Source organism: Candidatus Gracilibacteria bacterium (assembly GCA_028687475.1).
In the GTDB taxonomy this organism is placed as follows: domain Bacteria; phylum Patescibacteriota; class Gracilibacteria; order BD1-5; family UBA2023; genus STC-74.
Genome location: JAQUAB010000001.1, coordinates 436809 through 462273 on the forward strand (window position 1 = coordinate 436809; position 25465 = coordinate 462273).

The window sequence follows — 25465 nt, forward strand, 5'->3', positions numbered from 1 at the left end:
ATCCGAACAGATTATGGCTCACGATTACCTCCAAGGCTGATTGATGACAAATAAATCATATAAATTCCTCTCTCTCTGTCAAGACATTTTCTATTTCTTATGAATAATACTATATAATTTCCTATTTTCCTTTGTCATTCCGTAGGAATCCATTTTTCCCCGCAATTATGAAAAATGGATAATCAAAATCTCTTAAGATGAGCTCAAAAAAGGGATGTCTCCGACATGACAAAAAAAGAAACCACAGAAGCTCTAGATTCCCACCTACGCAGGAATGACAAAAACTGTTCCCTAATTGTTCATTATTAATTGTTCATTATTCATTGATTTATGTTTCTTCCTCTCCTCATTCTCACATCTATCTCTGCAACTGGACTTCTTCTCTATTCTTTCAGACGAGTCAATCCCACTATCCTCAATCTCCTCATCGCACTCGGAGCGGGATCGATGCTTGCTGTATCTCTCGTTCATATTCTCCCCGAATCACTCGAACAGACAGAACTGGCGATTTACGCATTTCTCGCAGGCTTCATCCTCATCTATATTATCGAAGAACTGCTCACGCCACACTATCACGATCATATACACGGAGATCATAGTCATGAGGATCCGCACGAACACTATGATCATGTAGCGGTGATTTCCTTTATTGCGATTTTTGCTCATACGATCCTCGATGGACTCGGTATTCGTGCTGGAATGGGACTCTCAGAAGTTGCTGGATATGCGATTCTCTTCGGGGTTGGTATTCACCAGATTCCTGTCTCACTTTCCCTCGCAGCGATTTTCCGAGAATCCAAACTCCAGAAATCCACCCAAATTACCCTCCTCGGACTCTTTGCACTCGCAGCTCCAACAGGATATTTTCTCTCTGATATTGTACTCTCGAATGTGGATGAAACTATCACCGGACTTGCTGCAGCATTCGCTGGTGGTTCACTTCTCTATGTTGCCACTGCTGACCTTCTTCCGATGATCCACGCACAATCGAAGAAGAAATATGCCACCATAATAATATTTCTCATTGGATGCAGTCTCATGACCTGGCTCGCGAGCCATCACCATACTGAATGAGATACTATGATGCATGAACTCTCTCATCAAAAATAAAATCCCCAATGGGGATTATTTTCTCATATTTGTGAGTCGTGCGAGTGGATAAGTGAGTGTCTGCATACCATATGCATACGCATTGTGTTGATATTGCTGACCGAACACGACAAGTACTCTATCCGTCAGAATGAATGACTGATAATGCAATATATCGGTTGTACCATCACGAATCCAAGATTTCTCATCTGCAGTGAGTGTCTGTTCGAGTGCAGCAGAGAGCTTATTTCGGATACGCATCTGCCATACTGGAGAAAGCCTGTGAACCAATTTCTTGGTATCATAGAAATCTCAGAGCGTGTATGTCTTACCAGTAATATTATCGATCACGAGACCGATGCGAGCACTTGATCCGTGAGCTCCACCTGTGAACTGATATGTTTCCATCAGAAGTGATGTGAATCCTGTATTGGAATAGATTTTCTTCACATTGATATCATATTCCCAATTCGCAGGATTCTGACCTTCTCCCATTCCAGAGAAGTCCACGACCTCAAAATCCGTCGGAAGATAGCTCTTAATCTTCGCATCAAGGGTATTCGCGACAGGCGTTGGAAGCCCTGCAGGAATCTCGATATTCACCCGAGATCCATCAGGATTCAGATATGATTGCGCGGCTGCAGTATCGACGACGATAGCACCGAGAAAAAAGAAAAAACAAAAAATCAGAAATTTACGCATAAAAAGAATTTTAGAATATACGGGTAGTATATGAATCGTGAACCGAAAGTAAAATTTGCAAAAGAAAAAAAAGACTCTAATATTCAGAAAGTAATTTTTGGTTATGTTCAAACTCCCAACAACCGCATCTTTTGGAATCCGATTCGCGCTCGTTATGTCGCTTTTTCTCGCGATTATCAAAGCTATTATCGGATTCCTCTCAGGAAGTCTCGCGATTCTCGGTTCTGCGCTCGATTCTCTCATGGATATGTTCGTCTCGGGAGTGAATGTCATAGCACTGAAGCTCTCAGAGAAAGAACACAGTCACACATACGCATATGGACTCGGGAAAGTACAATGATTTGCTGCGATTTTCGAATGACTGGTGGTGTTTGCATCAGGAGCATTTCTGACATACAACGGCGTGATGAATTTTCTCGCACACAAGTGACCAGAAGTTGCATCTCTAGAAATCATCACGATGATTGTCGCCATGCTCGGAACTGGAGCTATTATGTGGAATTTCTTGCGCATTAGCCGAGTCACCAATTCCCTTCTGATTCGGTCTGATGCGCTTCATTATTCTTCGGATCTCTTCATGAATGGAGGAATCCTTCTTGCCCTTCTCGCGAGCAAATTCTTCGGGCTCTGGTGGTGTGATGCGGTTTTCGCTATCGGTATCGGACTCTGGATCATACGGAATGCTCTGCCAATTATCTGGAGTGGTATCCTGATGCTCCTCGATCGTGCGCTCGATGCCGAATCTATACAGAAAATCGGGAAATTCATCATGGAAGAAAAAGGCGTAGAAGATTTTCACTATCTGAAAACTCGCACTTCCGGAGATCATACATTCATCGAAGCACATATTGTTTTCGCGGACAAAAATATTCTCCTCAGAGAGGCACATGATATTTCTGAAGCGATCGAATCGAAAGTAATGGCAGCTTTCCCTGGTTCAACTGTTACGCTCCATCTCGATATCGACGATGCGCCAGAACTCTGCGACATTCGCACAAAGACGTGCTAATATAGTCATCATCTCCCGTTTTGTCATTCCATAATGAAATGGAGGAATCCCTTTTCTTTCGCTTATGAGAAAAGGATTATCAAATCTCTTACGATAAATGTGAAAGAGATTTCTCGCTTTGCTCGAAATGACAAAATCACTTTGATTGGATAGAGCAACAGGAAAAAGAATCACAAAAACTTTCTTGAAATGCTCCAGCAAAAAGATACAATTTCCCTGTATCTTTTTATTTCTTTATTCCTCGTATATGAAACTTCATCCTCGTCAAAAACGCTTCGCTATCGCGATGCCTCTCGCTCTCCTTGCTGGACTTCTCTGTGTCTACCTCTCATCTGGATCAGCACCAGATATCTGGGGAACAGCCCTCATGTGGACGATTCTCACGAATCGTATCATCATCGGGATGATCGTGGGACTTGCTGGCGCCTATACCCGCCACCCCATTTTCGGTTTCCCGATTCCATCGTATCTCCGTGGATTCTGTCTCGGAGTCTTCGTCTCTGTCTCACTCGCAGCGGGTGCGATGATGAGTCCTGAGACAACTTGGACCATCTTCTGGGCAACGCTTCTCGTCGGTGGAACCTATGGTAGCATCATCGATATGCTCGCGACCAAGTTCGGTGGTGAAGGAAAAGCAGTTACAGAATAGAAAAATTATCAAAAGAAAACCTCCCAACAATTGGGAGGTTTTAGTATCTAGAAATGATGACTTATTCGGAATAACTACTAGGAAATAAACTCTCAAATGACTTTCTAGCAGAACGTTGGAGTGATAGATAAGAAGCATTTCATTGACTATAATTAAAGGTATCAATTATTGCAATTCCCTTTTCAGTAACCCCATGTTCTCATACAAAATAATGAAGAAATTCTCATGGACTCATCTTTACCGGTTTTCTCATTATTTTTTCAAGCCAACTGCGCATATCTTTTCCATCACTCCGTATTTCTTCCATAGAGTCTTTACTAAAAATATACCATCAAAGTCTAACAAATGGATCATTGTCTACTTCATTTTTATCTTGTAGATAGTAACAAGTTACTCAAATAGATCGTGGTTTATTTTTCTGAACGAAATATTTTACCATTTCAGGAATTTTCTCTTGTATAATCTCGGAGTCTGCAACTCATGGGAATAATGATTCCCAGATTTCTCGGTCCATATCAAAGATTGTTGCAAAGAAATACATTTGATACTCGAAATCCACTTGTTCTTGATGAATAGATTCGATAGCATCAGAAATAGCATCATCTACCCTTCTTGCCAATCATTCTCGAGTTTCATTAACTAATTGCTCAACTATACTCTGTCATGTAGGTTCCTGATTTACTTGCTCTAGCATAAAGTAACTTTTAAAAATATGGAATCATTATAATTCCATATTTCATTTGTCAAATTAATATTTTTATACGTAAACTGTTATTTCACCTCTATAAAAATCTGTTCCTTTATAAGAAAACCCTTCCATAACAAATAACACTCAAAATACACTAAAAGATAGTATGTATACACACTATTATAAGAAGTACAATTGAAATATCATAATATACTGATTCAAATTTTTGCATTTCTCTCCTGATTGATGTAATATGCACAAGAATTTTTATTTATAATTTCTTTTTTATGTTATTTTCACAGTATCTTTCCTCAAATCAAGGAATGATGGTAACAAAGAAAGCTTTCACTCTCATTGAGCTCATGGTAGTCATAGCTATCATAGGAGTATTGGCTGCCGCACTCTATCCCCAGATTGGGAAATATGCGAGCAGAGGACGTGATGCTGGTCGTATCACAGCAATTGCCAATATAGGAAGTGCTCTCGATAGCTCTCGTTTTGACTATGATGGGAAATACCCAGACCATGTCGGAGGATGTGTACCGATGAATATGTTGCTCACCAAAAAATATCTCATGACGGAAATCATCAGTCCAAGTGGAACAGGATACAATGAAGGATGTGGAAATAATGGACAATTCGGATATGGAAATCTCGGAATCGGAAGTGTGCTCATGGGAATAATGGAAAATGACTCTACAGGAAACTACACTGGTTCCACTGCTGGCTTCACAGGAACACTCACAAAAGAAGGAATACTCAATACGCTCAATACAAAAAATGGAGCATGACGATATCATATTCGCCCAACAAATTATATTCTGAATAATGCGATTTTCTTATCTGAGTCAAGTGGTGTCTGTGGTACAGAAGCAAATACGTGTAAATCAGGAGTAGCAAAAGATTATATCGCTGCTTCCTGTGGTGGAACTGAGACTTGGAAATGTGCCGGAAGTCCTGGATCTATTGATGATAATTGTGAAGCTGTACGCGTTTGTTCGAGTGATGGAAATTGTGGTACAGCCGCTGGAACTCCAACTCCTATATATCCTACATCGAATCTTTGTAGCATAGCATCTATGACCGCTACACCGAATGATACAACTGCAACAGATGGTATCTATAATTGGACTTGTGAAGGAATCAATGGTGGCGGAGCAGTACCTTGTAGTGCCGCAAAACAATATACGGTCACTTTCTATACCAATGGATGAACTCCTGTAGGAAATCAGAGTGTAGCATACAACTCAACTGCAACAGAACCATCACCAGCACCAACAAAAGATGGATATGTATTTGGTGGATGGTATAGTAATGATGCACTTACTTCAGGATGGAATTTTTCTACTCTGATTACTGGCAATACTTCACTCTATGCAAAATGGGGACTTCATACCTATGGTGTCTCTGGAACATTTGGAGCCAATGGAGCTGGAGCAACAATAAATGGTTGTGGAAAAAGTACTACTGCAGATGCATCTGGGCATTTCTCATTTGGGTCTGTAGAAAGTGGTACTGCTTGTGATAATGTATCAGCTGTTCTTACTGGATATACTTGTACCACTTCGAGACAAGGACCATCAAGTCTTTCTACAGATGTTACAGATATTGAAGGAAGTTGTACACCAGAAACAACTATGTGTATGATTGGACACGATGCTCTTGATTCTGGCATTATTGGATCATGTATTATTGAATGTGGTATTGAAGGAGGAACGTGTGAGACAATGACATATACTGTCACTTTTAATACCAATGGATGAACTCCTGTGACCGATCAGAATATAGCACAGTGAGCAAACGCAACAGAGCCATCACCAGCACCAACAAAAGACGGATATGTATTTGGTGGATGGTATAGTGATGCATGATTTACTTCAGGATGGAACTTTTCTACTCCAATTACTGGAAATACTTCACTCTATGCAAAATGGGATACAATCTCATACCCTCCATCATGTTCGAATAGTATAAAAGATGGTGATGAGTTATGAGTAGATTGTGGAGGAAGTTGTCAAGAATGTAAGTATTCATTTACTCAAAGTGTGAAAGGAGCTGCCGCTAATAATAGTATACGATTCATTTCTCTTGGCGTGCACAATAATTGTGTCATCTCAAAAGTATGGTGAGATGTGACAGATCATACATCATATTATATTATTGGGTCAGCATGAACTGAATGGACTATCGCTATTCTCGATGAATGAAATGCTTCCACAGCATATGCTGAGACAATATGTAATGATCTCAGTATTGGTGGAGAATCTTCTACAGAATGAAGTAGTTGTGGAGTATGAGGCTTATGAATCATGGTTTGATGATGTTGTTATGAAGGCACTTTTGTGAAGTATAATCCGCTCACTCCATTTCTAAAATGGTATCATGATGTTAACTGGAATGTGAGTAATAGTTGTGGGAATCAGTGGTGTTCTGATGTCTCTCTTCCATCTTGTGGCATTACAAAATCTCCATCTTTATGGCCTGTAAATTGTAATAATTGATTCCAAGACGGAGGTGAAACATGAGTAGACTGTGGAGGGGGTTGTCAAGCATGTTGAGGTGGATTGGGTGGAGGAGGAGATAGTGGGGGAGGAGATAGTGGAGGAGGAGATGTATGGATTCCTGGAGCGTAAAATATCTAATTTACTTCTGTAAAGATCTGTTCTTTTGCAAAACGAACTTTCGGTCGTGGAGTTTCACTCGCATCACGGTATCCAAAAGGAATCATAGCAATTGCTTTCTGAGATTCTGGAAGTCCGAGAATCCCACCAACAGCAGATGAATCGAATCATTCCATCGGACATGAGTCAATCTGGAGTTCAGCAGCCGCAGCAAGTGCAAATCATTGCGCGATATACGCTTGTTTTGATGTCCATGCGAGGATATCAGCAGGTTCTGATTTCCCTTCGATGAATCCATTCATCATATCTTCGAATCCTTTGAGTTTCGCACGAACTTCTGGATTCCCACCAGACATGAGCGTGAAATATTCTTCTTTATTCTGCATGAGATCCGTGCGCGCAGCAAATATAATAAGGTGAGATGCTGTTCCGACTTGTGATTGATTCCATGCAACTGCTTGGATTTTATCCTTCACTTCTTGATTCGTGACGATATAGAAATGGTATGGCTGAAGTCCATATGATGACGGCGCGAGACGAATCGCTTCGAGGATTTTCTCGAGATCAGCATCAGAAATCTTCTTTGTTACATCGAATTTCTTCGTTGCATAACGCCAGTTGAGATTGGAAAGAAAAGACATATAAATCAATTTAAAAAATAAAGTGACTTGATATTATGCAAATATGAAGAAAATGCAAATAATTTTGCTTTAGAAAAGAAATGGAATATATTGTGTGGACAAAGTCTCGTACATATTGGAAATATGTCCGTAGAATTTCTTCAAGACCTTACAATTTCTCATATGGTTCGAAATCCTCAATGTGCATGTCCGAAAGCCCAAGCCCTCTTCACTCTCCTCGGAAAAAAGTGGATCATCTTCATCATGCAAGCGGTCGATAATGGTGCAACCACCTTCACAGAAATCGGGAAAGCCGTCGGATGAGCCAACACAAAAATCCTGACGGATCGACTCCATGAACTCGTTGAGTCAGGAATCCTCGAGAAAAATACAGAAAGTGGGAAATATATCCTCTCCCCTCTCGGGCAAGAACTCTCACATCGACTCATCGAACTCTCACACTGGTGGGGTGAACAGAAAAAATAGCATCAATTGATGCTATTTTTATTGCTTCTCAACAATTTCTTTGACTTTTCCTTCGAGAAGTTGTATTGCTTGCGATACTTGAATCCTTGCGAGTCCTTTCTCAAGTCGAAGTCAGTGACGAAGAAGTTCAACTTCTACTTGTATTCTTGATAATAATTGCTTACTATTTCTCTTTGTAACATTAGTAGCAATAAGAGCCTGAACTCCCGCGATTTTTACTTGGTTTCATACATTCATATGAAATGAATGTACATATTTATTATTATTTGTCAACACTATTTCAAAATTTCTCTCTCAAGCTCTGGGATTCTCTCGATTCCATGGAAATGTCCATATCATTTCTCAGTCGAGAAGAAATGTATCTGTGCTTCTGGAAGGATTCTCATGAGCTCTTGCCCGACAGAAAAAGGAACTACGGCATCATCCTCAGAATGCCATATGTGAACTCGATTTCCAATCTTTTGCAAAAATTCGTAATTGTCCGGCGGAGTGAAATTTCCTTCAGAAATACAAGCAGCAAGAAGATGGATTTGGTCTATTGATATCTTTTTTTGTCATACTGTAAGTATCTCTTTTTCTTCTTCTATTGAGGAAAAACTTCCTAAATTCTCATAAGATGAATTTGAAAGGGATTCCTCCTTCGTCGGAATGACAAAAGGAACATCCTGAGAACTGAGCTCAGAAAAATACTTCAAGAGGAAACAACCGCCTAAAGAATTTCCTATAAAAATGATTTCACCTGAAAGTGGAATTTTCTCGATCCAAGCATCGAAAAATATCTTCCATTCACTATACTTTGCATTGAGCTTATTCGGAAATTGTGGCATATAGACAATATTCCCATTCATGACAGATTGCTCCGCAATTTTCACCTTCCAATCCGATTTTTCTTCCTGAGGAGCCCAAGCATCAAGCATCCATTCTGGATAAGTATTCTCTATCCAATCGAGATATTCCGCATGTGTCGAGAAAGATTCTCCACCGTGTATAAAAATAAGAGTTTTCATAGGAAATTAGAAATGAAGATAAAATTGGTGTGCATCGCGATAAATAGACTGTTCTTCACAATACGTATTCGTCGGAGAAATCTGACACTGGACCAAAAGTCCTCGCAGTGTCTCAGGAAACGGTTGATCGAAGAGAAAATTGCCCAGAGAATAATATATCGGAATTCATCGATAAATCTCACTATCTTGAACTACATGAGGATGATGACCGATGACGAGACGAGCCCCAGCATCGACGAAATCATGAGCCAATTTTTCTTGGCGAGCATTGTGTGTCGGGCTATATTCGATTCACCAATGCACATTCATGACGACAAGATATCCTGATGCCGTGAGCGAACGTATCTGATCCAGAGTTCCTGTCGCATCGAGTGGCCGATCGATCGTATCAGCTCCGATGAATGCGAAATGATTTCCTCGAATATCGCGAAATGCGACACGAGAATATCCAAAATCAGTGATTCCGCCAGAGAGAAATGCAGAAGAACTTTTCTCGAAAACATTTTTCCCACAATCATGTGAATGATTGTTCGCGACGTTCGCGAGCGTGATTCCGAGACTATGAAGCCATGGGAGGTATTTCGGATCCGTCCACATCTGCGTAGACTTCGTGGTTCGTGGACAATCCGCATCGCTTGCGATTCCTGATTCCAGATTCACGATAACATCATCATATCCAGAAAATAATCGATGATATTTGGTCTGGAGGTCATTCTGTAAATCATATTTCTGATAGAGAATACTCATCACCTTCCCAGAATACCCTTCCACTTTTTTCTCATAATATGGAAATCCGCGCGCCCAATGCGTATCTCCAGCAAAGAGAAATACTCCAGTCGATGCAGAAATAGAAGGAATACATGCGAGTCGAGAGGTATCTTCGAGGGAAGGAACTTCTCGAAAAATACCGAGAATATGGGACGTATTCTCGAGTTCTGCACCACTTCCGAGAAGCGTATCGACACTTGTCCGAGTAGAAAGGGAGAATTGGGTTTTCATTTTTTTCCCAGCAACCAGACGTGCCACAGCAAGGCAATTCCGACAATCCACTTCGAGATTTCAGAAATCCTCAAAAGTTCCAGAACCCAGAACATCAATACTTTTAGCATCATGGAATTTCGCGAATTCCTCTCGAACATGATGGGAAAAATCGACTGACGCAATAACCAGAACGCGTTTATCGCGGATATTTGCAATATTTTCTGCGAGAGCTATTTCTTCCTTTCCTGGTGTGAGTTTCCTACGAAGAATCAGTGGTGTGACTTTGGTGTTTGGGAAAAATCGTGAGATTCGAAGAATATGTTCACCAATTCCATGTTCGCGTGTTACTCCTGATACTGAGAACACATATCCCGTAGGGGTTCCGACACTATATGGATCAAGAGGATATCCTGGAACACAGACTTCTTGATAGCATATCTTCTTGAGAGATTCAGGAATCGACCCAATACTCTTTCGTGTCATGCCATAGTGGTCAGGAGAAAGAACAATAATCCGATCAAAATTTCCAAACTCAGCCACAAGGTTCTGATAAAATTCATCCATTTTCTTTCCAGTAATTCCATGGTGTGGAAGAATGACAACCTCGAAAGTTGGATTCTTTTTTTGTGGAGAAACGTCTGAAATGTGATTCTTTTCTCATCCGAAAGAACACCCAGAAAGGATGTTCACAAAAAGGAAAATGATGATAAAGATTCGAAACATACATTAATGGATAACAACCCCGTCATTTGAAGTTTTCTGCACTGTACCACCCCACTCGAATACATCGAATTCCCCTGAACGAATGAACTTTTTGAGAAGAAACGCATCGAATTTATCACCGACTTTTGGCCATAGATATTTCGGATTCACTACTGACATAGGATATGCTTCGAGGAGGACTCGCATCTGATGTTTTGGTTTTGCGGAGAAGTTGAGTGTGACATACTGATCGAGCGCTTCATCGAACTTGAATGAGACAAAATACAGCGTATCAGCATCGAATTCATTAACCCAATAGTCGATAAAATCTTTTTTCTCCTGTGAATTGAATCCGATAACATCGAGTTTCTCATCGAAAAATGTGCGAATATCACGACCATAGAGCTGCCAACCATTGGTGTTATAGGTATAATCAGGAACACGAGCAGAGTAATAGAGATATCCGAATGTATTGGGAATATTTTTTACCGTGATATTTCCATCCAGATTTGCCTGGAAATCCCAACTCTGTACATCAGTAAAGGCTGGAAGAATCTTCGTGAAACTTCATCCATGAGGAAAATTAACCTCAAGAGAATTGGCACGCTGTTCACGATCATATACATAGACAAGTGGCTTGCAGAGCTCGGCTACTGGACTTGACTCATATGAATCAGTAGGATAGAGTAGATAATTCCCTTCACTATCAAGAGGAGTGACTCGAAAGATAGGAAGCATAGCTGGTACTACACTTTCTGGAGTGATACCATCATAAGCCCCAGATTGTTTCTTGAGAATTTGACGATTTTCTATAAGAGGTGTAACATCGTCTTTTCTCTGGTAATAACTAAGAATTTTCTTTGTAAGATCAAAATTCAATAGATTTCCATTGCCACCAAGATTCTTGGATTTCCAAGTTGTATCATTTCCGAGAGAGATAATACGATCGGAACTTTGGAGTGGTGATTTATAGAGGAATATGATGCCTGGGTATTCTCGAAATTCGAGAGCATATGTCTGAGTGAATCTCTTGGAAGTGAGAATATATTGGAGTACTTTTGCGCCCACATCATCATGGACTGAAAGGATAGTATCAATCTTTTCTATGCCTTCATTCGAAATAAGGCGAAAAATATAAGAAAGTCCATCTTCTGTCCAATAAGAAGAAAATTGTATATTACCAACCTGAAGCGACTTCGGATATTCTTTTCCTAGTGAGTCAAAACTCATCCTCTTTCCAGTATTGTCAATAAAATATTGCTTGAATCCTGTGCTTCCACACCCCTGAGAAGTTTCCTTTACGAGATATGCATGACTCCCAATAGATGAAACCTCAATAGTGCTCAAAAACATGATTTCTGTTTTCTTCAAGCGTGCAGCGGTCTTATCCTTGTTGATATGATATTCTCGAACTCATTCAGACTGGAATATATATTCACCCTCAGATGTACTAGGAAGATGTGAGAGATATGCCCATGTATCCATATTTGCACCAGTCAGTACCAGAAATTGTACATATTCATCTTTGACAGAGAAATATGGCTTCTCACCATGAATACAAATACTTTGTACGCAAATATCTTTCGGGCTTGGAGTCGTCACCTCTCACGATACGGTATCAAAAAGAGTAACAATACCCATGGTGTTCTCCTGTATCTTTCCAGAAGAAGAAATCTCTCCAGAAAGTGTACCTCCCGATGCTACAGTTCATGAAGAAACCTCTGTATTGATTCATCATGAAGATGTATCTGCACCAGAAAGCATCTCGTTCCCCTGATCTACAATGATTGATGAAGAGGAATATGGAAAACTACAACTCGCAAGAAACAATAACCCAATAACAATGAGAATTTTTTGCATAAAAATGTTATGAATACTCTGATTGTAAGGGTTTTCTCGAGACGAGCAAATATATTTATTTGCAAGAAAAATAGAATCTATAAAACAATATCCATCATGCTCCCCTCTTTCTCAAGATTCACATCGAATCCGCGGTCTTCATCCGTAAATCCGAAAGTTTTCGTCGGATTCTGCACTACTTTCGTATCCTCGATATTGTCGCCAATGAGCATAATATCCTGATCTCCGTGTTCGAATTCCAGTTCAATTGTTTTATCGAGCGGGCAGATAACAGAATCTTCATCCACACCAGTTACTACACCATTCTCGAGAATGAGGTCATTCGCAATGATAATATCTGGCGTGTAATCGAATCGAAGTTGGAACCATCGAGCAATGAATTCACTAATTCCTGAAGAAACAATATAGAGCGGAATATCCTGCTCCTGGATTTCTGCGAGAAATTCTGCAACTCCGGCACGCGATGCAAAATATCGATCATCCTGAACTATTGCATCAATCTGTTCTCGTGAGAGTTTATATTTTGCGAAAAGTTTCGCGTGTTCGAGAAACCACTCTTCTGTTTTTTCGATATTCCCCTCTTGTTCGAAATGGGAATACTGCTCAAAGAGTTGATTCCTATCATCAATATAATCCTGTCCAAGAGTTCCACTTTTCACAAAAACCGACCAAGTCGTCGGCATATCAGCCCGCGTGAATGTCTTGGAAAAATCAGAAATGAGAATCATAAGAGAAAAGGATTATTATTCATCAGAATCGTCTAGTGTTGTGCGTATAGTGCTCGTGTATTTTCCCGTTTTGACCTGTCGAGAAATTTCTCGAATTTTCACTGTGTATTCCAGCGTTTTCCCGACATATGAATCTACCGGAATATAGTACACCCTATCTCATTCAATACGTGTGATGCGAATATTTTGTCCATAATATTCGCCTTCAAGATCAACAGTAAGCGGAGTATCTCCGAATGGAGCGTTTTTCGAATCAACCTGGAATGTTACATTATTGTTCTCCATTTTTGTGATTGTATATTTTGTTCACTCATAGAAAACCACCATTCCGACAAAAGGTTTTCGGAAATAAAAAGGACTCTTTTTATCGACAAACTCAATTTCCACATCGTCACCATCAACTGATTTCACAGTGCCAAATCGAGACGAATATGATGCTCTTACTTTAGCTCCTACCTTTATACGCTTCTGCATCACTGTATCAAAATCATCCGAAAGCGAGTAAGTATAACTATATACTGGCGAAAGATCACTTCATGAAACCGTATACGTTCCGTGGTTTGATAAGTATGTAGTTCTTGCTCATCTCTCATAATCCTTGAGAAGAAATCCTTTCTCTGGTGGGACAATAATCGTTTTCTCTTCACCTACACGCATACCAAAAATTCACTGTTCGAGTCATTCTGGTTCTTCATTGTTTCCGAGAGAACTAATATATGCATAGTATTCTGGAGAAATATCATTTGCTTCTGCAACATCATAATCTGTTGCTTCCACTATTTTTCCATCAACTTTCAAGGTATAATCATAATCAATCGCATCTCCTAAGATAGCGACTCCATAATCAGCAGCAAAGATACTACCAGAGTAAGAAAACAGAGCAAAAACGAAGAGGAGAAATAGTGAAAATCGCATAAAAAAAGAGTGAAAAATTACCAAACCTTTGGTTGTTTCGCATCAATCTTGGACTTCATCGCCTGTTCGAGCACATGACCGACCATGAGACACTTCTCTTCTCAGAGGACTGGCCCAAGAATCTGCATACCAACTGGAAGTTCGACAGAACTATCATCCTCAGGAGATGCGAATCCGACTGGAACAACGAGTCCTGGAAGTCCCGCAAGTGAAGCAGGAATCGTAAAAATATCAGAGAGATACATCTTGAGTGGATCATTGGCTTTTTCTCCGATTTTCCATGCGACACTCGGCGCTGTCGGAGTGACGATGATATCTACTTGATTAAATGCATTTGCGAAATCCTGACGAATGAGCTCACGAACTGCGGATGCTTTCTTGTAGTAGGCATCGTAGAATCCTGATGAGAGAACGAAAGAACCGACCATGGAACGACGCTGTACTTCAGACCCAAGACCTTCAGCGCGATTTTTCGCAATATCATGTGCACCCTCGGCCTTATGCCCAAAACGAATACCATCATAACGTGCAAGATTCGATGATACTTCTGCAGGACAGATGACATAGTAGACAGAGATTCCATATTCTGTATGCGGAAGTGAGAGCGGGACAATCTCAGCACCAAGTGTGCGAAGTTTTTCGATTGCTTCCTCTATCTCTCTACGAACTCCAGCATCAATACCATCGATGAAATATTCTTTCGGGACGCCGACTCGGACTCCAGTGAGATCTTTTTTCTCCCAGATGCTCGCATCAAGATTCACTTCTTCTTCGAGGGATGTCATGTCATGAGCATCATGTCCTGCTGTTGCCGCATAGAGAAGTCCCGCATCGCGAACGGTGCGAGTGAAGTATCCAGGACAATCAAGTGATGATGACATTGCCATAACACCATATCGAGAATTGCGACCATATCCAGGCTTCCATCCGACGATACCACACATACTCGCTGGCTGGCGGATCGAACCTCCTGTATCCGTTCCGAGCGCTGCCGGAACAAGTCCAGCTACTACTGCAACCGCCGATCCAGAAGATGAACCTCCAGGAATACGCGTTGTATCCCATGGATTTCGTGCTGGACCGAAGGCACTATTCTCACCACTTCCCCCCATCGCGAACTCATCCATATTCGTTTTCCCGAATGCGACGAATCCTGATTTTTTCATACGTTCTGTCACCGTTGATTCATATGGTGGAACAAAATCCTCAAGCATCTTCGATGCTGCCGTTGTGCGAACTCCTGTCTCACAGAAAATATCCTTCACGGCTATCGGAAGTCACATTCCAATTGTTCATTGTTCATTGTTCATTGTTCATTCAATCGGAAGTGTATTGAATGCATTGAGTTCTTCATTGTATTTCTTTGTACGGTCGAGAAAATACGTATAGATTTCTTCGGAAGTCGCTTTTCCAGAACGAATAAGCTCAGAAAGTTCGATGAGGGAGAGATTTTTGAATTCCATGAAATAGTAAATTAGTATGGTAGTAATTAGAAAATAGTATATTCAGTAACAGTGTTTTTGATTGCTTCACTCTGTATTTATTCTATGTCTATGAACTATTGCCGGAGTATAGTGAAAAAAATGGAGAAAACAAGTTTTGACAAATTCATAGAAACACTATAATAAAATATATTATATAATTAAACATTATGAATACACTCTCAAAATTTGCATCATGACTCCTTATTTGAGGTGCCCTCGCTGGCTGTAATCCACAAGAAAAAAGTTTCGATCTACCAACGCATCCTATTGCAATCCAGGTGACCCTCACAAATGCACATAATTCAGTAGTAGCAGTACTTTGCAGAAATGGTGATGGGAATATCACTCGAATTGATGGTTTCGAAAAATTTGATACTACAACTCAAGGAAAACTCCCATCAAGAGGACATTTCGTTCATCCTTTAAGTGGAATGAATTACGATAAAAATGTCTGAGGTAGTAAATTAGGAATTGGCACAAAAGCAATGATATTTGATGGGGACAGAATGATTTATGATTCTACCATGTTTCATGGTAATCCTGAATATAAATATCTAGAAATCGTAACAACTGATGGTGTTGTTTTTCGGTATCTATCACCAAAAGGAAGTTCACGTATTTCTGTTATTACCGAGAATAAACGAGATAAGATGGATACATTGCTATCTCAATGTTCTCAAATTCCGACCGATAAAGAAAAACCTGAAGTTTTTGAGATTACTACGAAATAATCTTTGCCTTTTTCTCGCTTTTCCCTATACTCAAATTCATCACTTCATTGCACGAACAAAATTCGTGCGATTTTCTTGTGTTTTCTCCCTCTTTCGACTATAATCAACACCTATTTGATCGGTCATTTTTCCAACCTCTAACTTTCCCAACCATATGGAACTTCCTCCACGTGTCCGCGGCATGCAAGACATCTTCGGTGAATACCAACGCTACTTCACATTTCTGAAGAAAGTAGCACGTCATGAATTCCGTACGAATGGCTTCACTCGTATCACGACTCCAATTCTCGAGATGAAGAGCCTCATCGTGCACTCGACAGGAGATAGCTCTGATATCGTGACGAAAGAAATGTTCGACTTCACTGATAAGTGAGGTCGTGAAGTCGTCATGAAGCCTGAGAGTACACCTGGTGTTATGCGCGCCTATCTCGAACACATGCTCGAAGAACCACAGCCAGTTCAGCTCTATTATATCGAGCCGCATTTTCGCTATGACCGTCCTCAGAAAGGTCGTTATCGCCAGTTTCATCAGGTTGGTGCAGAGATTATCGGAGAAGAAGATCCAATTCTCGATGCGAAAGCTATCTACACGATGAAAAATATCCTTGATGGACTTGGGCTCCAAGGAACTTACACTATCAAAATTAATTCTCTCGGAATTACGAAAGAACGAGAAAAATACCTTCTCGAACTCCAATCTTTTTTCGAAAACAAGAAGCACCTTCTCGATGAGATTGATCTCGCTCGCCTCGAGAAAAATCCACTTCGTCTTCTCGATTCGAAGAATCCTGACGTTCAGGAGCTTCTCAAAATTGCTCCAAAAATGACTGATTTTCTGAAGAAAGATTCCCTCGAGTTCTACAACAAAGTGAAGGAATATCTCCAGATTCTCGGTGTGGACTACGTAGAAGATCATACGCTCGTACGTGGACTGGATTACTATTCTCATACAGTGTGGGAATTCGTCGATGGAAGTGGTCGTACGCAAGACGCCTTCGGTGGTGGAGGTCGATATGACGGGCTTTCGAAGTCTATCGGATGGAAAAATGAGATTCCTGCGGTTGGCTTTGCTTTCGGTGCAGAACGTCTCATCGAAGCGATGATGGAAAATGGAGTCAAACTCCGCAACAAGGATCAGATTCATCTCTACATCATGCAACTTGGCGATGAAGCGAAGAAACTCGCTCTTCCACTCAATATCGAAGCGCGACGAAAAGGTATCAACAGCCTCATCTCTCTCGGAACTCCATCTATCAAAGTTCAGCTCAAGAAGGCAAACCGTGTCGGTGCACGATTCGTCATCGTCATCGGGATTATGGAAGCGAAAAAATGAATCTGTCAACTCAAAGACATGAATAAAGGAACTCAAGTAGAAATGCCACTCGATGCAGTTCTCGACGCGGTGATCGCAGAAATCGGACAAGAAGCACTTTCCTTCTATCATCCTTCTCGTGATTTTATCATCACTGACAATGCTGTCAGCATCGAAGAATCGAAAAAAATTACGCTTGATTAATTGTATGCATCTTCTCGTCGACATACGAACATCGAATCCTACAGACACTCTCACTGAAGATTATGCTGTCGCCTGGGTAGAGCTCTGGAAGACATATCATCCAGATGACACGATAACATATCTGGCAAATTCTGAAACTTCCATCCAGAAAAATGTCATTCTCGTACCACGATGATGGGATATTTTTGGGAAGAAAAGAATTGCCAATCATAAAAACGGGCCTGATCGGATTATTTCTTTCTCGACACTCACACCAATAGATCCACATATTCCTACATTGACACATATTTTCGATAATGCGAGTCTCCTCTACCCGAGAAGTGAACTGAATTATTTCGAACGGAAGAAAAAAGAAAATGCCTATAAAAAACTCCTCAGAAAATCTCACCATATCGTTGTTCCACATCTCGAAACAGGTATGGAGCTCGTAGAAATATTCGGAATTTCTGAGAAAAAAATATCTGTAATTCCCTATTTTCTTCCAAAAAAAGAATATTCTTCTTTTACTCTTTTGCATCCATATAGCATAACTCCCATGTACTGGATTGTCGAAGGAACCAGAGGAGATGAATGGAATCCATTCCAGTTGCTCCAAGCATATTCTCACTATATTCATGAACACAACGGTACAAAACGCCTCATTATCGTTGGTGATCTTGGATCCAATCTCAAATATATTTCTGATTGCATTCGCGGACTCAATATCATGGAATATGTGAAAATTATTGGAACTTTGCCAAAATGAGAAAAAAATGCACTTTACGAAAATGCGAGCGGATGGATTTCGCTCGGAAGATACTATAGTGGATGACCAAACATTGCCTATGCACTTGCCTATGGACTCCCGATTTTATCATCTGATATTGCACCCGTTCGTGATTATGCAGATATCACTGTTCATCCGAATCACACGGATGAATTCCTCGAAAAGCTTCTTTTTCTCGCCAAACTCCAAACAGGAGGAGAAAAATATATACATAATCCACATGCCATCATGGACGTCTATGCTCGTGTGCTGGCAGAGTCAACTTGCAATTAAGGAAAAGTTGCATAGGATGACTGCAATTTCTTATTTTCTATTTATGGCAAAGATTTTTGGTATTGGTGCAGAAGATGCACGCGAGACAAAACACCACACAGAAACACATGAGGAATCTTCGGAACATGAAGTCGACGTAGAAATCCGCGAAGAACGCGATCATGAAGCTGATATTGGACAGATTGCGGTCGATGTACTCGACCTCGCCGAAGAGCTCATCATCGTCGCACCTGTTGCAGGAATCGATCCTGCACTCATCGACATTGCGCTTTCTCGCAATATTCTCACTATTTCTGGTGAGAGAAAACACGCACCAATATATCTCGATGCGAAAAGAATGCTCGTCGAAGAGTGTTATTATGGACCATTTTCTCGATCGATTATTCTCCCAGAGAATCTCGCATTCAATAAGATCAAAGCAACTGTCGACTACAATACTATCATGATTCATGTACCAAAAATATCTTTCTTTTCAAAGACAATAAAAATCGGGGAATAAAATTTTGGAGGAAAGAACGAAATAGAGTATACTCTTGACGAATCTTAATTTTTTCTATGTCTTCACAAAATACTACCCCAGAATCAAACGATAATGTCGCAAAGAAAGGAATCAAACGCATGGATGCTGTTGTCACTGGTGTTATTCTTTCTGGAATTATCGCGTCCATATATGGTGTCTCGAAACTCCGAGAAAAAGAGAAAACGGAAGAAACACACAATGTTCCAGAAATTGAGCCTGTGAAAGAAATTCCAAAAAAATCATTCTGGAAAAGAATTTTCGGAAAAAAGTAGTATATATAATCTCAGAATGCTTATGCGAATTGTTTTCTCATTTCTCATCTTGTGTATCACTTTTTTCACGGCACTCAATTCCCTTCATGCGGAAGTGAGCGATGCGGAAGTGATAAGTAAGATAAAAGAGTGTCTGGCGGCGAAAAATCCTCGAAGTATTACGGAGTATACTTGCCCCAAATGAGATTTCGCGAAAGGAAGTAACAGAGCATTGAGTGATGAAGATATTGCGTATTTTGTTATCATGTCTGTGCGATTCAATGACCTCGACAAAGAAGCGCTCGAAATAATGCGAAAAATGCAATCAAACAGACAGACTGACGGACTCAGTTGGATTGATTATATCAATACTACTGTCAAACCTTTTGGGACAAAATACCAAGCAATATGTACAAATATTGGTGGTGATATTAAAACACTATGACTCTGGAAAGCGGAAACAGAGACGCTTCCGACCACTGATAGCTTTCCACAAACTTTTTGTAACGATACAGCAAAGAAAAAAGCAAAAGCTTGGGAAAACATGGGATATATTCTCGCGAGCAAAGGAATCGCAAAGTGATACCAGAATGCGAAAGATACACATGTTGACACAGTCAAAAACAAGTATGAGCAACTCCTAGAAAAGTGGCAATGGTATGAGCGTGTGATTGATACCGCTGTCTCAAAGTTCACTGCTTATATTCGAGATCCTGTACAATAACTATACTGACATCTCTCGCAAATGTGTGATGATGTACCACCATTTCTCTGGATTCGACATTCCCTTCATGGGAGAATCTTCCGATTTCCGTACATCATAGATAACCTGGCGCACGTCTATCGGAGCATTCCCCTCAACATCAGATTCTTCCACAATATTGATGACTTCCTCACCAGGAAGTTTTTTATTCTGTGTCGCTTTCGCAACCATTGACTGATATGCTTTGGTTCTGATGTACGTATTGAGCAAATCTTTTTTATCATTTCTCTTCTCGATAGCGCTATTCGTCGTATTCAGCGAAGCGACATGGTTATTAATCTGGAAATCTTGATACTTATAAAATCCTATGAGATAGAGTTCATAGATAATGAAGAAAACAAGACCGATCAGAATGTAGAGAAAATGAGTTCGCAAGGGTGTCTTTGTTATTGCATTTCGTACGTGTTTCCCTACAATAACGAGAAATACATTTTTTTCCAATCGAGTTATGAAATTTCGTATCTTTCTTTTCTCTTGAATTACTCTTTTTCTCTGAATTCTCTGCATGTTCTCATGGAGTGCTTATAGCTATTACCAGATGATTCATGCGGATGATCCAGTCACTCCGAGTCTCAGTGTCGTGGAGGGTGAAGCGAAAATCATTCGCGGAGATTATGCTATCGAGCTCGTGAAAGATGAGACCTATAATCTCGAAGCGAATGATGCCATCGAGACAGCGAAAAACTCGATTGCAACGGTCACATGGCCTGATCATAGTGTCACTCGTCTCGGATCGAATACACGCATTGTTATCCAGAAAATGATTGCCGATGCAGGATATGAAAACATTCAAATCTCTTTTTCTCTCAAAAAAGGAAAAATATGGTCAACCGTCGTGCGCGCGCTCATCGGAGACTCCTATTTCGAGACGAAGCTTCCAAAAAATGACATTGTCGCATGAGTTCGTGGAACCATTTTCGAGATCAATCTCGATGACAAATATATCCACGCAGTGAATCATGCCGTCACTCTCACGGATAGTTCCCAGAAAAATGTAACGCTTATGCCAGGAGAAGTCGTCGACAGTGAGAATATCTGGATCACTCGAGGAAAAGAAATCCTCGACAACGCTTGGGCGCAAGCGAATACGCTCTATGATGCGACGTATATTCAGGAACGTGTCACTTCTCTGAAGCTTTCTCTTTCTGATAATGCGAATATTCTCGTGAAGAAGTATGATCAGCTTGTACGCTGGATTCTGGAGCATTTCCGAGCATTTCAGGCGCTCAGCGTTTCCGAACTTCTGAACGCCAATAATGTCACTGAACTTGCGAAATATCCTCAAGAAATCCTGACAACCTATTATCAGCGCATCCAGTGAATCAGCACTCCTGAAGCACGAGACTCGCTCCGCAATGCACTCTATGAGAAATCTCTTCTCTCAGGTTCAGGAATGGAAAATATTCTCAATACCCTTCGTGTTGGGGCTATCTGGGAAACACTTGAGTCCGGAGAGATACTTCCATGAGCACAGAAAATACTCGACGCATGAAGTTCGAAAGTATGAGAAAACCTGAATACCATCAAAACGCTTCTCATGGAAAAGAATTTCACGGAAGAAGCTCGGAAAATACTCAATACAATTCCTACATTAAAGCCATAGCCTCAGCAGTGATAGCTCCAATATTTTGAATGAGAATGATAACTAGTCCCGCAATAATACTCACTCCAAAACCAGTGAGGACCTTTCATCCATAATGTCGTTCCCCGAATCGATAGGCAATAGATGCTTTGACAGTGTTGTTGGACATAACGGCAATCAGAATAGTCGTCGTTGCGATAAGCAGTGAGACTTCTCCAGATTTTGCAGCCGTGGAATAAATATAATTCACACCATCAACATCAGCTAGTCCTGAGAACAATCCGATAAAATAACTCGAAACTTCGAGTGGAATGATATTTTGGTAGATAACTCCAATCTGAGAAATAAACTTGATGAGAACAATCAATCCTGCAAATTGTAATGCAGGAATAAGCTGAAATGGACTTTCATATTCATGCTCTTTTTCACCTATAAGTGCAGTGACTTTTTCATTTTTTGTCTTGACGTAATAGTAAACGGTCATTCCAACGAGTCCGAGAAACATCACTGTCGCTGGAATCCAAATATTCTCCAGAATAACAATATAGAGATATGCTGCTACAATAATCACTCGGATAAACATAATACACGATGCGAGAAGTGTCGCGACAGCATAGGAGTTCGCATGTTCTGGATGTTCGGTACTTTTTCGTGTCATAGCAACGGTCGTCGCAGTAGACGATATGAGTCCACCGACCAATCCGGAAGCAATAATTCATCCTTTATCACCGAGCATTTTCGAGAGGAGAAAACCCGCATATTCAACACCCGCCATAACCACCACGAAAAACCAAATACTATACGGATTGAAGAATTTCGCATTCAAAACAGGATGTGACCATGCAATACCTCCACTATAGAGCCAATTCACCATATCCAGGAGTGAATATTTCACATCTGGAAGAAGCGGAAGAATTACGAGTGCTATAACAGCAAATTTCAAAGAATCACCCAACTCTTGCCGAGAAAATCGTGCTTTCCATTTCGTGAAATATTCCTTCGCAGAAAGGAGAATCAAGAGAAAAATCGAAAGAATCACGGCAACAGTATAGTGCCCCATCATCGTGATCATACCAATACAGTATGTAATGAATGCAGCATATTCGCTCGTCACTCAAACTCTTCCCTTATAAAAAGCGGAATAGATATACGAAGCTATAATGAGAACTGCAGACATGATAGCACCAATCACTTCCCAGAGATAGAAAGAATTGAATTGATCCAGCCAAACAGCTATCGCACCAAACAAAGCCATAGAAGCAAAGGAACGAATTCCTCCGAATCATACTGCTCCACCTGTTCGAGTTCCCCCCCATGGTAATTCGCGTTCGGCACCAATAAGACCACCAAGGACAATAGCAAGAGAAAAACCAATAAAAGTTGAAGGTTCCATAAAAAAGAAATTATATCTGTTAGTATAGCAAATGAATTCTAGAAATACAAAAAATCCCCCTTTACAGAGGGAATTTTTAGGATACAGATTATTTTGCTTGGTAGAGGTTACGTCCGACTCGTTCAATATGTTTCTTATTCTGAAGATTCATATAGATAGTGGTTGTCTTTACTTTGCGAACCTTGAGAACGCGTGCAGTAATCTCTTCTGTTGAGAGTGGAGTACTCGCCTTCTTGAAAATATCGAGAATCACATCGAGAACGGTTCCATCACGATATCCCCATTCCTTGAGAACGTAGATACCACGACCAATCAGAACGAATTCTTCATTGCGAATGAGCTCGTTGTGGATGGTAGAGATCTTCACTGGTTCAGAGAAATATTCAGTGATAGAGTTAGCAATATCGAGAAAGTGCATTGGTTCCTTTTTCTTCTTGAGAACATAGATTGCCTTATCCTTCAGTGTTGAAGGATTGAGAATCTTCCACTTTTCGAGACCGACGAATTTCTCTTCTCCCTTCACGATATCGAGATAGATATCCATAACAGAATCAATCATCACTGTCTCTACTTTTCCAAACTGTGCAAAAAGATTGATTTTAATCATTTCGTAGAATGGAGCATTTTCCATAATATCTCCTTTTTTCTTGAGAAGCTTGATTGCTTCTTTATGAATTGCTTCGATGGTTTTCTTCTGGATTTCTGGGAAATGATAATATGTATGAGTTCCGAGTTGTGGTTTTGAACGCTGAAGATTGAAGTCTGCTTGTAGAAGAACATCGATAATATTCTCATTCAATACCCCCTGAAAACCTATATCTGCAATGATAGCACTAATCAGACGATCTCGCGTCATGACACCTCCGTGCATTTTCAGAAGTTTTTCTCCTGATTCTTGGATAGCCATGAGCGGACTCGAGCGCATAATTCGACCAATCTTCTTGATACCAACATCTTCGATCTGACGAACACGTTCTCGAGTGATACCATAGGTATCTCCGATTTCTTGGAGTGTTTCTCGTTCACCAGTAAGTCCTATACGACGAGAAATAACAGTACGCTCTTTTTCTGCGAGAGAATCAAGGATAGTCTTGAATATTCCGTGAACATCAAAAGCTGTAGCAGTAGACATGGGTGTAGACGGTTAAAATTTGAAAAAGTGTCAATTGCAGATATGCAATATTTGTATAACAATATAGAAGAATAATATTGTTTTTCTGGTAAAGTCAAGGGAATTTGTCGGAACGAACTCTAAATCGGAAGTGTCATGTTTTTGTCTGCATCCTTTGGACTTCTCGTAGAATGTATCTCTCAGAGAATATCATCATATTCTCAAAAACCTTCTGTATCTTTTTTGTCGAGATAACTCATAGAAACCCCTGCTACTTTCTCGCTCTGAGAAAAGAAAAAAGCACTCACGAGAATCAATATTGTAGAAGTCAGGGCAATATTAAAACCAATTCCGAGCGTTACACCATTCAGTGCGAATTGCGTATATGTCAAAGAAATAAGAATAAAATGAATCATCGCTGTCAGGATCATCGCATCTATAAAAACAATCGCTTGTGCGTCGGAAAGACGAAATGGAACGTATGCTCGGATTCTTTCTTTTTTCTCATGAGAAATCAGGAAAAAAATAATCAGAAAAAGTCCGAAAATAATCCCGTATCCGATGCCACCTGTATAGAGCGAAAAGGCAGAATAAGATTTGCTGATACCATCGAGAAAATGCATATGAATCCACGGGAAAAAAAGTGAACATAACAGAAAAAAAGTCCAGAGAATAATACTTTTTCCTGCAATATCGAGCTTCTTGCCACCGAAAGTGATACGCGAAAAAAAGTTGAGAATTTGCGTTTTTAGTTTTCGATTTTTGGAATTCCGTATATAATCCATAAAGTTTTTGAGTAAGGAGAGAAATCTGCTAATACTTGTACTCATAACCCGTATTTTTTCAAGTGAATATATGCGCAACTTTCAGAACAATATCTTCTTCCTTCTCACTGGATTGATACGAGATATTTTTCTGAGCTATAGAGAAAGCTTTTCCCAGCTTTTTCAGGAAAAAACGAATAAAAAATCTTCTCCTGGAAGGAATACAATATATCGACTGTTTCACCTCATTCTCG

The 25465-nt window shown here is 40.3% G+C and carries 26 protein-coding genes; 12 read left to right on the forward strand and 14 right to left on the reverse strand.

The features are described 5' to 3' along the window. Positions 1–330: 330 nt before the first annotated feature. The gene (locus PHY14_02215; protein MDD2693721.1) at positions 331–1110 is read left to right on the forward strand and encodes a ZIP family metal transporter; all 780 of its coding nucleotides are present in this window, start codon (positions 331–333) and stop codon (positions 1108–1110) included. Positions 1111–1125: 15 nt separating this feature from the next. On the opposite strand, the gene PHY14_02220 is transcribed toward PHY14_02215, so the two are convergent. Then, positions 1126–1791 (reverse strand): DUF4163 domain-containing protein, encoded by a 666-nt coding sequence (locus PHY14_02220; protein ID MDD2693722.1) that lies wholly within the window; start codon positions 1789–1791, stop codon positions 1126–1128. Positions 1792–1894: 103 nt separating this feature from the next. Here PHY14_02220 and PHY14_02225 point away from each other — a divergent pair, with 103 nt between their 5' ends. Together PHY14_02225 and PHY14_02230 are read left to right on the forward strand one after the other, a co-directional pair. Further along, on the forward strand, positions 1895–2800 hold the full coding sequence (locus PHY14_02225; GenBank protein ID MDD2693723.1) for a cation diffusion facilitator family transporter: 906 nt from the start codon (positions 1895–1897) through the stop codon (positions 2798–2800). Between the two features lie 247 nt (positions 2801–3047). Continuing rightward, a complete protein-coding gene (locus PHY14_02230; GenBank protein MDD2693724.1) occupies positions 3048–3449 on the forward strand; it encodes a hypothetical protein in 402 nt (133 codons plus the stop codon). Positions 3450–3510: 61 nt separating this feature from the next. Here the strand turns inward: PHY14_02230 and PHY14_02235 are convergent, their stop codons facing one another. Continuing rightward, complete coding sequence (locus PHY14_02235; GenBank protein MDD2693725.1) at positions 3511–4143, reverse strand: hypothetical protein; 633 nt, start codon at positions 4141–4143, stop codon at positions 3511–3513. 281 nt (positions 4144–4424) lie between these two features. Between PHY14_02235 and PHY14_02240 the strand changes: the two genes are divergently transcribed. After that, the gene (locus PHY14_02240) at positions 4425–6770 is read left to right on the forward strand and encodes an InlB B-repeat-containing protein (protein MDD2693726.1); all 2346 of its coding nucleotides are present in this window, start codon (positions 4425–4427) and stop codon (positions 6768–6770) included. A gap of 5 nt (positions 6771–6775) precedes the next feature. On the opposite strand, the gene PHY14_02245 is transcribed toward PHY14_02240, so the two are convergent. After that, positions 6776–7399, reverse strand: coding sequence for an NAD(P)H-dependent oxidoreductase (locus PHY14_02245; GenBank protein ID MDD2693727.1), 624 nt, complete (start codon positions 7397–7399; stop codon positions 6776–6778). Positions 7400–7561: 162 nt separating this feature from the next. Between PHY14_02245 and PHY14_02250 the strand changes: the two genes are divergently transcribed. Beyond that, positions 7562–7864: a helix-turn-helix domain-containing protein gene (locus PHY14_02250; GenBank protein ID MDD2693728.1), complete on the forward strand. Its 303-nt coding sequence runs from the start codon at positions 7562–7564 to the stop codon at positions 7862–7864. A gap of 18 nt (positions 7865–7882) precedes the next feature. Here the strand turns inward: PHY14_02250 and PHY14_02255 are convergent, their stop codons facing one another. The 7 genes from PHY14_02255 to gatA form a co-directional block, all read right to left on the reverse strand. After that, complete coding sequence (locus tag PHY14_02255; protein ID MDD2693729.1) at positions 7883–8101, reverse strand: hypothetical protein; 219 nt, start codon at positions 8099–8101, stop codon at positions 7883–7885. A gap of 38 nt (positions 8102–8139) precedes the next feature. Then, on the reverse strand, positions 8140–8871 hold the full coding sequence (locus PHY14_02260; protein MDD2693730.1) for a hypothetical protein: 732 nt from the start codon (positions 8869–8871) through the stop codon (positions 8140–8142). 6 nt (positions 8872–8877) lie between these two features. Further along, positions 8878–10575, reverse strand: a complete 1698-nt coding sequence (locus tag PHY14_02265; GenBank protein ID MDD2693731.1) for a CapA family protein — start codon at positions 10573–10575, stop codon at positions 8878–8880. Positions 10576–10578: 3 nt separating this feature from the next. Further along, entirely contained in the window at positions 10579–12414 is a 1836-nt protein-coding gene (locus tag PHY14_02270) for a hypothetical protein (protein MDD2693732.1), read from the reverse strand. A 77-nt stretch (positions 12415–12491) separates the two neighbouring features. Further along, positions 12492–13142: a haloacid dehalogenase-like hydrolase gene (locus PHY14_02275; GenBank protein MDD2693733.1), complete on the reverse strand. Its 651-nt coding sequence runs from the start codon at positions 13140–13142 to the stop codon at positions 12492–12494. Positions 13143–13157: 15 nt separating this feature from the next. Beyond that, positions 13158–14057 (reverse strand): FKBP-type peptidyl-prolyl cis-trans isomerase, encoded by a 900-nt coding sequence (locus tag PHY14_02280; GenBank protein ID MDD2693734.1) that lies wholly within the window; start codon positions 14055–14057, stop codon positions 13158–13160. Positions 14058–14074: 17 nt separating this feature from the next. Next, the gene (gene gatA, locus PHY14_02285) at positions 14075–15520 is read right to left on the reverse strand and encodes an Asp-tRNA(Asn)/Glu-tRNA(Gln) amidotransferase subunit GatA (GenBank protein MDD2693735.1); all 1446 of its coding nucleotides are present in this window, start codon (positions 15518–15520) and stop codon (positions 14075–14077) included. A 188-nt stretch (positions 15521–15708) separates the two neighbouring features. On the opposite strand from gatA, the gene PHY14_02290 reads away from it, so the two are divergent. The 6 genes from PHY14_02290 (at position 15709) to PHY14_02315 (ending at position 20322) form a co-directional block, all read left to right on the forward strand. Then, a complete protein-coding gene (locus PHY14_02290; protein ID MDD2693736.1) occupies positions 15709–16272 on the forward strand; it encodes a hypothetical protein in 564 nt (187 codons plus the stop codon). Positions 16273–16426: 154 nt separating this feature from the next. Further along, complete coding sequence (gene hisS / locus PHY14_02295; GenBank protein MDD2693737.1) at positions 16427–17788, forward strand: histidine--tRNA ligase; 1362 nt, start codon at positions 16427–16429, stop codon at positions 17786–17788. 4 nt (positions 17789–17792) lie between these two features. Beyond that, on the forward strand, positions 17793–18827 hold the full coding sequence (locus PHY14_02300; protein ID MDD2693738.1) for a hypothetical protein: 1035 nt from the start codon (positions 17793–17795) through the stop codon (positions 18825–18827). A gap of 43 nt (positions 18828–18870) precedes the next feature. After that, positions 18871–19326 carry an Hsp20/alpha crystallin family protein gene (locus PHY14_02305; GenBank protein ID MDD2693739.1) on the forward strand — a complete coding sequence of 152 codons (456 nt, stop codon included), beginning with the start codon at positions 18871–18873 and terminating at the stop codon, positions 19324–19326. Between the two features lie 56 nt (positions 19327–19382). Further along, positions 19383–19619: a hypothetical protein gene (locus PHY14_02310; GenBank protein ID MDD2693740.1), complete on the forward strand. Its 237-nt coding sequence runs from the start codon at positions 19383–19385 to the stop codon at positions 19617–19619. Between the two features lie 22 nt (positions 19620–19641). Continuing rightward, positions 19642–20322: a hypothetical protein gene (locus PHY14_02315; protein MDD2693741.1), complete on the forward strand. Its 681-nt coding sequence runs from the start codon at positions 19642–19644 to the stop codon at positions 20320–20322. Here PHY14_02315 and PHY14_02320 read toward each other — a convergent pair whose 3' ends face one another. Next, positions 20323–20736, reverse strand: coding sequence for a hypothetical protein (locus tag PHY14_02320; GenBank protein ID MDD2693742.1), 414 nt, complete (start codon positions 20734–20736; stop codon positions 20323–20325). Positions 20737–20809: 73 nt separating this feature from the next. On the opposite strand from PHY14_02320, the gene PHY14_02325 reads away from it, so the two are divergent. After that, on the forward strand, positions 20810–21964 hold the full coding sequence (locus PHY14_02325) for a FecR family protein (GenBank protein MDD2693743.1): 1155 nt from the start codon (positions 20810–20812) through the stop codon (positions 21962–21964). Here PHY14_02325 and PHY14_02330 read toward each other — a convergent pair. From PHY14_02330 to PHY14_02340, 3 genes are all read right to left on the reverse strand, one after another. Next, positions 21948–23336 (reverse strand): MgtC/SapB family protein, encoded by a 1389-nt coding sequence (locus PHY14_02330; protein ID MDD2693744.1) that lies wholly within the window; start codon positions 23334–23336, stop codon positions 21948–21950. The genes PHY14_02325 and PHY14_02330 overlap by 17 nt on opposite strands. A gap of 88 nt (positions 23337–23424) precedes the next feature. Continuing rightward, positions 23425–24468 carry a sigma factor-like helix-turn-helix DNA-binding protein gene (locus PHY14_02335; protein MDD2693745.1) on the reverse strand — a complete coding sequence of 348 codons (1044 nt, stop codon included), beginning with the start codon at positions 24466–24468 and terminating at the stop codon, positions 23425–23427. Between the two features lie 119 nt (positions 24469–24587). Beyond that, complete coding sequence (locus PHY14_02340; GenBank protein MDD2693746.1) at positions 24588–25070, reverse strand: hypothetical protein; 483 nt, start codon at positions 25068–25070, stop codon at positions 24588–24590. Positions 25071–25465: the final 395 nt, after the last annotated feature.